The organism is Pararhizobium sp. PWRC1-1 (genome assembly GCF_049897905.1).
Lineage (GTDB): Bacteria > Pseudomonadota > Alphaproteobacteria > Rhizobiales > Rhizobiaceae > Pararhizobium.
On the sequence record NZ_JAFCXE010000016.1, the window covers coordinates 165,466 to 175,940 of the forward strand.

General features: G+C 60.0%; 10 protein-coding genes. 9 read left to right on the forward strand and 1 reads right to left on the reverse strand.

Annotated elements, in window-relative coordinates; translation table 11 throughout:
• Position 1 precedes the first annotated feature (1 nt).
• Positions 2-967 (reverse strand): FCD domain-containing protein, encoded by a 966-nt coding sequence (locus ACP7E0_RS23270; RefSeq protein ID WP_426128224.1) that lies wholly within the window; start codon positions 965-967, stop codon positions 2-4.
• 273 nt (positions 968-1,240) lie between these two features.
• Between ACP7E0_RS23270 and ACP7E0_RS23275 the strand changes: the two genes are divergently transcribed.
• The 9 genes from ACP7E0_RS23275 to ACP7E0_RS23315 all read left to right on the forward strand — a co-directional run bounded on the left by ACP7E0_RS23275 (position 1,241) and on the right by ACP7E0_RS23315 (position 10,245).
• On the forward strand, positions 1,241-2,293 hold the full coding sequence (locus ACP7E0_RS23275; RefSeq protein WP_426128225.1) for a polyamine ABC transporter substrate-binding protein: 1,053 nt from the start codon (positions 1,241-1,243) through the stop codon (positions 2,291-2,293).
• A 186-nt stretch (positions 2,294-2,479) separates the two neighbouring features.
• Complete coding sequence (locus ACP7E0_RS23280) at positions 2,480-3,316, forward strand: ABC transporter permease (RefSeq protein ID WP_426128253.1); 837 nt, start codon at positions 2,480-2,482, stop codon at positions 3,314-3,316.
• Entirely contained in the window at positions 3,309-4,100 is a 792-nt protein-coding gene (locus ACP7E0_RS23285; protein WP_426128228.1) for an ABC transporter permease, read from the forward strand. Before ACP7E0_RS23280 ends, ACP7E0_RS23285 begins: the two co-directional genes overlap by 8 nt.
• Positions 4,097-5,158, forward strand: coding sequence for an ABC transporter ATP-binding protein (locus ACP7E0_RS23290; protein ID WP_426128229.1), 1,062 nt, complete (start codon positions 4,097-4,099; stop codon positions 5,156-5,158). Before ACP7E0_RS23285 ends, ACP7E0_RS23290 begins: the two co-directional genes overlap by 4 nt.
• A 19-nt stretch (positions 5,159-5,177) precedes the next feature.
• Positions 5,178-6,470: a nucleotide disphospho-sugar-binding domain-containing protein gene (locus ACP7E0_RS23295; RefSeq protein ID WP_426128231.1), complete on the forward strand. Its 1,293-nt coding sequence runs from the start codon at positions 5,178-5,180 to the stop codon at positions 6,468-6,470.
• The gene (locus ACP7E0_RS23300; protein WP_426128233.1) at positions 6,463-6,819 is read left to right on the forward strand and encodes a cupin domain-containing protein; all 357 of its coding nucleotides are present in this window, start codon (positions 6,463-6,465) and stop codon (positions 6,817-6,819) included. The genes ACP7E0_RS23295 and ACP7E0_RS23300 overlap by 8 nt, the downstream gene beginning before the upstream one ends.
• Before the next feature lie 88 nt (positions 6,820-6,907).
• Positions 6,908-7,255 carry a cupin domain-containing protein gene (locus ACP7E0_RS23305; protein WP_426128235.1) on the forward strand — a complete coding sequence of 116 codons (348 nt, stop codon included), beginning with the start codon at positions 6,908-6,910 and terminating at the stop codon, positions 7,253-7,255.
• A gap of 173 nt (positions 7,256-7,428) precedes the next feature.
• Positions 7,429-8,934: an aldehyde dehydrogenase family protein gene (locus tag ACP7E0_RS23310; RefSeq protein WP_426128237.1), complete on the forward strand. Its 1,506-nt coding sequence runs from the start codon at positions 7,429-7,431 to the stop codon at positions 8,932-8,934.
• A 117-nt stretch (positions 8,935-9,051) separates the two neighbouring features.
• On the forward strand, positions 9,052-10,245 hold the full coding sequence (locus ACP7E0_RS23315; RefSeq protein WP_426128238.1) for a saccharopine dehydrogenase family protein: 1,194 nt from the start codon (positions 9,052-9,054) through the stop codon (positions 10,243-10,245).
• Positions 10,246-10,475: the final 230 nt, after the last annotated feature.

A 10,475-nucleotide genomic window follows, 5' to 3' on the forward strand; every position in this document is an offset into this window, starting at 1 on the left:
TCTAGCCCACGACCTTGAAGACGGGCGGAACGCCGCGCCCGGCAAGGCGTGGCCGCTGCGAATGGGAAAGCTGGATATGCACGCGCATCAGGTCGGCCGCAAGCTCAAGCTGGCCGCGCTCGATCTGTTCCAGCATCTGGATATGCTCCATGTTTGACTGCATCAGCCGGAAGGCGTTGACATGTACCGGCGGCTGGCTGGAGCGGCGGCGGCGGTGATGGCTCGACAGAGCCTCCGACATGAAGGGATTGCCGCAGCTTCTTGCGATCAGCATGTGGAAATCGAAATCGGTGCGCTCGAACAATTTCTGATCGAAGCTGCTTTCGGTCATCGAGCGGAGGATTTCCATCGATTGTCTGAGCGAGGTGATTGCCGCGGCATCCCGGCGAAAGCCGGGCATGATCAGGGCCAGCGGTTCGCAGGACAGGCGATATTCGAAACTCTTGGCAACGGCGTCGCCGCTGATGGCGAACTGCTTGATCAGCCATTGCTGGCCGGCGGCGCGTTCCGCCAGATTATCCTCGGCTAGCCGCGTCAGCGCGTTTTGCACCGCGTTGCGGGATGCATCGTAGCGGCGCTGCAGGCTGGCGACGGTCTGGGAATCGCTGATCCGTCCGGCCGAGACGTCGCGCAGGATGGCGTTGTAAAGCTCGGTTTCCTCGGCCGGCTGCGTCGTGTCCTCCAGGCCGGGAAACGAGGCGGGATCAATGGCAAGCAGATAACCGCCTTCGGTCTCGGCCGTGACGATCGATTTTTCGGCCAGGAACTGCAGAGCCTTGCGGATCGGGGTGCGCGAAACGTTGCAGCGGGAGGCAAGCGCCTGTTCCGGCAGCCGCTCGCCGCGGCCCATGCCGCGTTCCGTGGCGATATCGAGTATTTTTTGCGCCAGTTCAACATGGCGATGATTGACCTTTTTCGCCTCTGCTTGCATCGCCCGTACCTTTGAATGCCATAGAGTAAAGCTCATGCTGCATCTTCTACCAAAGGTCTGCAAGAGCGTTTGTTAAATTTTCGCCACTGGTGCGATTTCATATTGACGTATTTTTTTTATAAATAATACTGCCTGACGAAGCGAGACATAGACCGGATAATCGGCGCGCTGCTTTGGGAACAGAGGTTGAACCCTCGGGTGAGGCATTGCGTATGACCGCGATACCTTCCGGGACGATGTATTTGCGCATGCGGCGATGGCCCAAGATCTGCTTGGCATCCGGGCTGCGCCAGCAACGGGAGACTACCCTTGAAAACGTCAGTGAAATTGCGCCTGGCCGGTCTCGCAGCGACAGCCATGATCCTTTCGTCCGGAACGGCGCTATCGGCCGATCTGGTAATTTCCAACTGGGCCGGATACATGGCACCGGACATCGCCGAGACCTTCAAGGCGGCGACCGGGCTGACGATCGAGGTGGTCAACCACGCCACCAATGAAGAGATCATGGGCAAGCTGATGGCGGGCCAGGGCAAGGGCTACGACGTTGTGTTCGTCTCCTCTCCCTTCGCCCATATCCTCAACGGCCAAGGCCTGCTGGAGCCGCTCGGCGCCGAGAAGGTGCCGAATCTCAAAAATCTCTATCCCCAGGCGACCAAGCTGGCGTTCGATCCGGGCAATACCTATGCCATCCCCTATGCCTGGGGCACGACAGGTCTCTGCTATCGCTCCGATCTGGTCGAAGGAACGCCGGACAGCTGGTCCTATCTGCTCAATCCGCCGGAAGCGCTGAAGGGCAAGATTACCATGCTCTCGACCGACCGCTGGCTGATGGGCGCCGGCCTGCTCTACAAGGGGTACTCGGTCAACGAGAAGGACCCGGCCAAGATCGAGGAGGCGAAGAACGCCCTGATCGAAGCCAAGAAGGGCCTGCTCGCCTATGACGACACGACCTTCTTCTCCAAGCTGGTGTCCGGCGAAGCTTCGCTGGTGCAGGCCTGGGACGGCTGGTGCAACTATGGCATTGCCGAGAATGACAAGATCAAGTTCGTCGTGCCGAAGGAAGGCTCCGATCTCTGGATCGACACGATGGTCGTGATGAAGAATTCCGAGCACAAGGAAGCGGCGTTGAAATTCCTCGACTTCATCCTCGAAGCAAAGAACCATGCCTGGGCTGCCTCGAACATCTTCTACGAGGTGCCCAATAAGCCGGCCATGGAAAGCCTCGATCCGGAGCTGATCAAGAAATACCCGACCATGGGCGTCTCGCCGGAAACACTGGTGAAATACGAGGAACTTCAGGACCTCGGCGAAGCACAGCGCGACTATTCGCGCGCAGTCAGCGAGATCAAGGCGGCGAATTAAGGCGTCTTTCTTTCCTTCTCCCCGCAAGCGGGGAGAAGGTGCCCGTAGGGCGGAAGAGGGGCTAAGCGAAACACTCAGTTTGTGGATGCAACCCCTCACCCCAGCCCTCTCCCCGCAGGCGGGGAGAGGGGGTAACTAAACCCCGGAGTCCTTGCCTTGTCCTCGCAGACGGTTCGTTCCAATCTCATGGCTCTGCCTGCCGTTGCGTGGCTCGTCCTGTTCATGGTCGTTCCGTGCCTGATTATTCTTGCCTACGCATTCCTGACGCGCGGTCTTTATGGCGGCATCGAATACACGCTGACGGCGGAGAATTTTCAGCGCGTTATCGATCCGCTTTACGCGAAGATCTTTCTGACATCGGTGCGCATCGCGGGGCTTGCCACATTGCTGGCGATCCTGATCGCCTATCCTGCCGCCTATGCCATCTGTCTGGCGCCGAAGCGGACGCAGCCGCTACTGCTGTTCTTTGCCGTCTTGCCATTCTGGAGCAATTATCTGATCCGCACCTATGCCTGGATCGTGCTGTTGAACCGCGAGGGCCTGATCAACAATCTGCTGCGCTGGTTCGGTTACGAGGGCGAGCCGCTGGCTCTGCTCTATAGTGAGGGCGCCGTGATCACCGGCCTCGTCTACAACTATCTGCCCTTCGTGATCCTCGCCATCTATTCCAGCCTGTCGCGGTTGAACGGGGAACTGATCGAGGCGTCGCGCGATCTGGGTGCTTCGCGGGTGCGGACATTCTTCCGCGTCACCCTGCCGCTGACCATGCCGGGCGTGGCTGCCGGTGGCGTGTTCGTCTTCGTGCTATCGATCGGCAACTTCGTCACCCCGGCTCTGCTCGGGGGCGGCCGGTTCCAGATGATCGGCAATCTCGTCTATGACCAGTTCCTCACCGCCAACGACTGGCCGTTCGGTGCCGCGCTCGGCATGGTGTTGATCGCCATCATGATCGGGCTGCTGCTGCTGCAGGCGCGGGCCTCGGCGCGCTTCAGCGGCGAAAAGCAGGAGGCGACCCATGGCTGACGCTCTGCGCACCAAATTGACGGGACGCACCATCCTCGTGCTGGTCTTCGGCTTCCTCTATCTGCCGATCGCGGTTCTCGTGCTGCTGTCGTTCAATGCCAGCGGCTTGCCGACGACCTGGTCGGGCTTTTCACTGCGCTGGTATGTCTCGCTCGCCGGCAATAGCGACATCCTGCACGCCGCTTGGAACACGTTGATTGTTGCGCTCGTCGCGACGCTGATCGCCACAGTTCTCGGAACCATGCTGGCAATCGGCATGGAAACGCGCAAGCGCAAGAGCACCGCTCTCGAAGCGCTGGCATTTGCGCCGATGGTTATCCCGGATATCGTGTTGGCCGTCGCGCTTCTCACCCTGTTTTCACGCCTGAACGTGACGATGGGCCTTTCGACGATCATCATCAGCCACGTGATCTTCGATCTCGCCTTCGTCTGCTCCGTGGTGCGAGCTCGTCTGAAGAATTTCGATTTCTCGATTGTCGAGGCGTCGCGCGATCTCGGAGCCTCGTCGTTCACGACCTTCTGGCGGATCACCTTTCCGGTTTTGCTTCCGGCCATCATCGCCGGAGCGCTGCTCGCCTTCACCCTGTCGGTCGATGAATTCATCATCGCCTTCTTCACCTCGGGCGCCGGGCGCTCGTCGATCACTCTGCCGATGCAGATCTATTCGATGATCCGCTTCGGCGTGACGCCGGAAATCAATGCGCTCGCCACCATCGTCATGGGCGTCAGCGCCGCCGCCCTTCTGCTTTCGCAATGGCTGAACAAAGAACAGATGACCCGATGAACACGTCTTTCAAAGCCCCGGTTCTGGCGGTCGATAACGTCGTCAAGCGTTTCGGCAAGACGATAGCGGTCAATGGCCTGTCGCTGGATATAAGAGAGAACGAATTCTTCGCGCTGCTCGGCCCGTCCGGCTGCGGCAAGACCACGCTTCTGCGGATGATTGCCGGGTTCGAGGTGCCGGATGAGGGCCGCATCCGGCTGGCAGGCGCCGATATTACCGGGCAGGCGCCGGAAAAGCGGCCGCTCAACCTGATGTTCCAGTCCTATGCCCTGTTCCCACATATGACGGTTCGGCAAAACCTGGCCTACGGCCTCGAAATGGAACGGCTCGCCAGACCCGAAATATCGGCACGCGTCGAAGACATGCTGAAGACGACGGACTTGCAGGCGTTGGCGGAACGCAAACCGAACGAGCTTTCCGGTGGGCAGAAACAACGCGTTGCTCTCGCACGAGCACTGATCAAGCGGCCAAAGGTTCTTTTGCTCGATGAGCCGCTCGGCGCACTCGACAAGAAGCTGCGCGAAAAGATGCAGCTCGAATTGAAGCGGCTGCAGCATGAGGTGGGCATCACTTTCATTATCGTCACGCACGATCAGGAAGAGGCGCTTGTCATGGCCGATCGCGTGGCGGTGCTGAAAGATGGCCGCATCCTGCAATGCGGCACGCCCGAAGAGGTCTATGAGCGCCCGGCCAACCGCTTCGTTGCAGGCTTTATCGGCATGATGAATTTCATCGAGGGTGAGATCGGCGATGACGCGGTTTTCCGCGTCGCGGGCCAAGCATTGGCCTGCGATACCGCAGGTCTGAAACGCAATGCCAAGGCGGTGCTGGCAATCCGGCCTGAAAATATCACACTGACATCGGCAGGCTCCGGGATCGCCGGAACCGTCGGCGATGCCGCCTATCATGGTCTCGACCGGCAACTCTACGTCAAGACGGCTCTATCGGCGGTGCCCCTTCAGGTTCGCGTGGCGGCGACAGGGGCCGGGACCGTGCAGACAGGTGCTGTGGTGTCGCTCGGGTTTGAGGCGTCATCCTGCCGGATTTTTCAGGACTAAAGAAAACAAGAGGGAACTGATGTTCAAGACGATTGCATTCTTTCCGGAAGCGGCCTTCGGCCCGGCGCTCAATTCCGTCGGCATCGCGCAGGCCGTCGAGGCGCTCGGCCACAAGGCCGTCTTTCTGTCCGATCCCGGTTTCGTCGATGTCTACAAGGGGTATGGGTTTGAGGCCTATCCCGTGAACCTGTCGGCGCCGATGCCGCCGGAGCAGATGGCGAAGTTCTGGGAGGATTTTATCAACGGCCATATCCCAAACTTTCGCAAAAGCCCCTATGACCAGATCGGCAATTATGTGCGCGATTGCTGGGAAGCGATCGTCGACAGCGCCAAGTGGGCTGAGAAGGATTTGCCGGACGTGCTGGCGAAAATCAAGCCCGACCTCATCTGCGTCGACAATGTCATCCTGTTTCCGGCGATCAAGCAGTTCGGCAAACCCTGGGTCAGGATCATCTCCTGCTCGGAAAACGAGATCGAGGACGAAAACATTCCGCCGCACCTGTCCGGCTGCCGCCAGGACGATCGCGCCGGCCATGCCGCTTACCGCGAAAAATTCAACGCGGTGATCAAGCCGATCCATGAGGATTTCAACGCCTTCCTCGCCTCGACCGGGGAGGCGGCCTATCCGATCGGCCAGTTCTTCGAGGCCTCGCCCTTCATGAACCTGCTGCTTTATCCGGAATCGGTGAAGTTCGATCGTGAACATCCGCTCGATCCAAAACAGTTCCAATATCTTGAAGGCTGCGTGCGCAAGGAAAAGTCCTACGACGTCCCGGTCTTTGCCGAGAACAATGACAAGCCTCTTCTCTATATATCCTTTGGCAGTCTTGGCGCCGGCGATACCGATCTTTTGAAACGGCTGATCACCACAATTGAAAAACTGCCCTATCGCGCGCTCGTCAATGTCGGAGACTATAAGGAGCAGTATAGCGACCTGCCTGATAATATCATTGTCGATAGCTGGTTTCCGCAACCGTCCGTTATTCCACAGATCGATGCGGCCATCCATCACGGCGGCAACAACTCGTTCACCGAGTGCCTCTATTTCGGCAAGCCGGCGATCATCATGCCCTATGTCTGGGATGGCCACGACAACGCGACGCGGGTCGACGAAACCGGCCATGGCTTCAAGATGTCCCGCTACAACTGGACCGACGATGAACTGGCCGCCAAGCTTGACGCCTGCATCAACGATCCCAAGATGAAGGCGAAACTGGCTGCCACCAGCGCCCATATGCAATCGCAAAGCGGCCCGCAAAAGGCCGCCGCGATTCTCGATCAGCTGGCAAAGACGGGGACGTTCAATGGCTGAGCCTTCATCCGCACCACATATCTACAACGCCACCACCACTGACGACCTCGTCGACTGGGGCGTGCAACCGGACAGTGTCGAGGGCCAGTCGAAATCGACCGGCCGCCTCGTGCACAAGGGGCCGAACAACCAGCCGGAATCCGGCATCTGGGTCTGCACGCCTGGCCGCTGGCGGCTGTCGATCCCACGCGACGAATTCTGCCATTTCGTCGCCGGCCGTGCCGTTTATCGTTCGGACGAGGGCCAGGTGATCGAGGTCGAGGCGGGCACCGTGGTGATGTTTCCCGGCGGCTGGACCGGCGAGTGCCACGTGATCGAGACCATGCGCAATATCTACATGCTGGTCTGACCGGCCGGACTTGAGACTACTGCAGCGGCTTCTCGGCGTTTCTCCAAACGCGGCCGCTTCCCGAAGAACAGACGAAAGGAAACACGCCATGACCGCAACACCGCTGATGCGCAAGCCGCTCGAACAGACCGACCTCAAGGACTGGGGCGTCATCTCAACGATGATCGAAGGGGAGAGCCGAACGACCGGCAAGCTGATCCACAAAGGCCCCAACGGCGAATCCGAATGCGGGCTATGGGTCTGCACACCCGGCAAGTGGGACTGCCACGTGACGCGCGACGAGTTCTGCCACTTCCTCGAAGGCCGCTGCACCTATGTGCATGAATCGGGCGAAGTGATCGAGATCACCCCGGATACGGCCGCCTTCTTCCCGCAGGACTGGAAGGGCGTCTGCACCGTCCATGAGACGATCAAGAAGGTTTACATGATCCGCTGAGGGTTTTTGGGGGCAAACCGCGCGACGGCAAGACCCCTCATCCGCCCTTCGGGCACCTTCTCCCCGTCGGGGAGAAGAGGGGTGCGGCGAATTCTGTTCCTCCTCTCCCCGCCGGGGAGAGGGCAGGGTGAGGGGGACTTCACCTCTCGGAATAAAGCGACAAGGAAAACACCATGTTCAATCCAGCCGAGCCCGTCTTCTACCGGCACCCGGTCTACATCGCGGCGACGGGCGAACGTCATGGGGTGATCAACCCCGCCACGCTCAAAAACGAGGGCGTGTTTGCCGAAACGACGGTCGCGGAACTGGATGCCGTGCTGCTTGCGGCGAAAACCGCGCAATCCCAATGGAAACGTCTCGACGCCAAGAGCCGCGCCACCATCCTGCACCGGATCGCCAACCGGATCGAGGCGACCGACATGCGGACCTGCGCCGAACTGATGTCGCGCGAGATGGGCAAGCCCTATCCGGAAGCGATCGGCGAGGTCGCCAATTGCGCCGGTGCCTTCCGCTATTTCGCCGAAATGGCCCGCGACGAGGCCGGCAAGGTGGCGGGCACGACACAGGCCGGGTCGTTCCAGTATGCGCGTTATGAAGCGCTCGGCACCAGCGTCCACATCATGCCGTTCAATTTCCCGATCCTGTTGATGTGCTGGACGGTGGCGGCGTCGTTGGCGTCGGGCAATGCCTGCATCATCAAGCCGGCGCTGGCGACGACCTTGTCGACGCTGGAATTCATGACTGTCTTCGAGGCCTTGCCGGAAGGGTTAATCGCTTGCGTGCCGGGTGGTGCCGAGGTCGGGCAATATCTGATCGCCTCGCCGCTCACCCACGCCGTCGCCTTCACCGGTTCGGTCGCGGCCGGCCGGGCCGTGTCTTCGGCCGCCGCGGGCCAGATGAAACCGGCAGTGATCGAGGCGGGTGGCAGCGATCCGATGATCATCACCGCACACGCGCCGCTTGATGTCGCCGCTGCCGGTGCGGTCACGGCTGCCTTCCATCTTTCCGGCCAGGTCTGCACATCGGCCGAACGTTTCTTCGTCGTCGATAGCGTCCACGATGCTTTCATCGAGAAATTTGTCGCGCAAGCCCGCCGCTTGCGCGTCGGCAACGGCTTGACGAGAGCCGAGATCGGCCCGCTGGTCAGCAAAGCTGCGCGTGACAAGGTGATCCGGCTTGTCCAGGACGCCACCGCCAAAGGCGCAACCGTTGTTCTTGGCGGCAAAATCCCCGAAAGCGAACCGGTTGGCTGGTTCTATGAACCGACCATCCTCACCGGTTGCACGCCGGATATGGCGATTATGCAGGAAGAATGTTTCGGCCCGGTCGCGGCTGTTGCTCGCGTCGCGGATTTCGACGAGGCGGTCCGGCTTGCCAATGACAGTCCCTTCGGCCTCGGGGCTTCAGTGTTCACCACCAGCCTGGAAGAGGCGATGGAGGCGGCTGAGCGGTTGGAATCCGGCATGGTCTGGGTCAACAATCCGATGATCGACAATGATGCGCTGCCCTTCGGCGGCTGGAAGGCATCCGGCATGGGCCGCGAACTCGGGCGTCAGGGCCTTGATGCGTTCCGCCGCTCGAAAATGGTCATCATCGACCACAAGCCGGTCATTCACGAGTGGTGGTACCCCTATCCCGACAGCTGGTTCTACGAGGAAGGCGGGCGCAAGCACGTCTGAGAGTTCCCTTCTCCCCAGCGGGGAGAAGGTGGCGCAAAGCGCCGGATGAGGGGGAGCGCAACTCTCCTGAAAACAGGATGCCTGTCGGGCCAAGAATTCGAAAAGGACGCCTAGCTCATGAAAATCTCCATTCTCGGTGGCGCCGGCCTGATGGGCGCCGGTATCGTCCGCGATCTCGTTTCCGATCGCGCCATTGTCGATATTTCGATGATCCGCATCTGCGATACGTCGCGCGATCGCATGGAAAGCCTTGTTGCCGATCTCGGTGATCCGCGGCTGGACCTGTTCGACCTCAATGTGAACGACCCGGCGCGGCTGGCGGAAGCGATCGCGGTCGCGGATCTCTGCATCAACTGCGTGCCCACCCTGCTCGGTTTCCAAATGACCATCTTCGAGGCGGCACTATCGGCAAAGGTCGCCTATATGGATCTCGGCGGCCTCGGCACGTTCACAGTCAAGCAGATCGCCGAACATGAGCGCTTCAAGGCGGCGGGGGTCACCGCCGTTGTCGGCGTCGGTGCGGATCCCGGCATGTCCAACGTCATCTGCCGCGCGGTGGCCGACGAGCTCGATACGATCGAGAAGATCAACCTCTATTGGGCGGCCGAACTGACGGGCGACGAAAACCCGATCCTGATGCCGCCCTATAGCGTCTCGACGGTGCTGGCCGAATATGCCCATCCGAGCACGCAGTTCCTCGGTGGCAAACATGTCGAATGCGCGCCGATGACGGGCAGGGAAGTGCTCGACCTGCCGGAACCATGGGGGCGCTGCGAATTCATGTATTCGCCGCATTCCGAACAACTGACCGTGCCGCTTGCCGACGGCATCCGCGACAAGGGCATCCAGGAGTTCACCTGGAAACTGCATCTGCCGCACCGCGAGCACGAAGCCTGGGTCGGTCTGGTGAAGGCCGGATTTGGCGATTTCAACGATCCGGTCGAGGTCGGCGGCGTGTCGGTCAAGCCGCTAGATGTGCTCAACGCCGTCATCCAGCGCAACATCGCCCGCAACCCGCACCGCATTCCGCAGCAGGAGAGTTCGGAGATCCACTTTGCCATCGGCCGGGGCTTGAAGGACGGCAAGCCGGTCGAGGTCCGCTACGAGGTGATCGTCACGCCGGATGAGATGTATGCGCCTTATGTGGATGCGGGTACGTCGATGAGTGCGTCGATCGCTGCCCAACTGGTCTTGAAGTACCCGAAGCGACCCGGCGTCTGGGCGCCGGAGGAATATTTTACGGCGGCTGATTTCTTCCCTGAACTGGAGAAGCGCAAGTTCAAGGTAAGCCACAGCGTAAGGGCGCTTTAGGGCGCCTTTTACCTCCTCGTTGCCCTTTCCCAATTTTGACCATCTGGACAAGATTTTGGTGATTGGATTGGGTGTGTTTTGCCGGATTCTGGTGTGTGTTTGGGTTAATTCGAAATACACTAGCAAATTCAGTTACTTATCAGAAACTTCATTTTTTTGAAATTGTCGTGTTGACTTGTTTCGGGTGTGTCGCCTATAAACCGCTCACCAACGAGGGCGGCGGCGCTGCT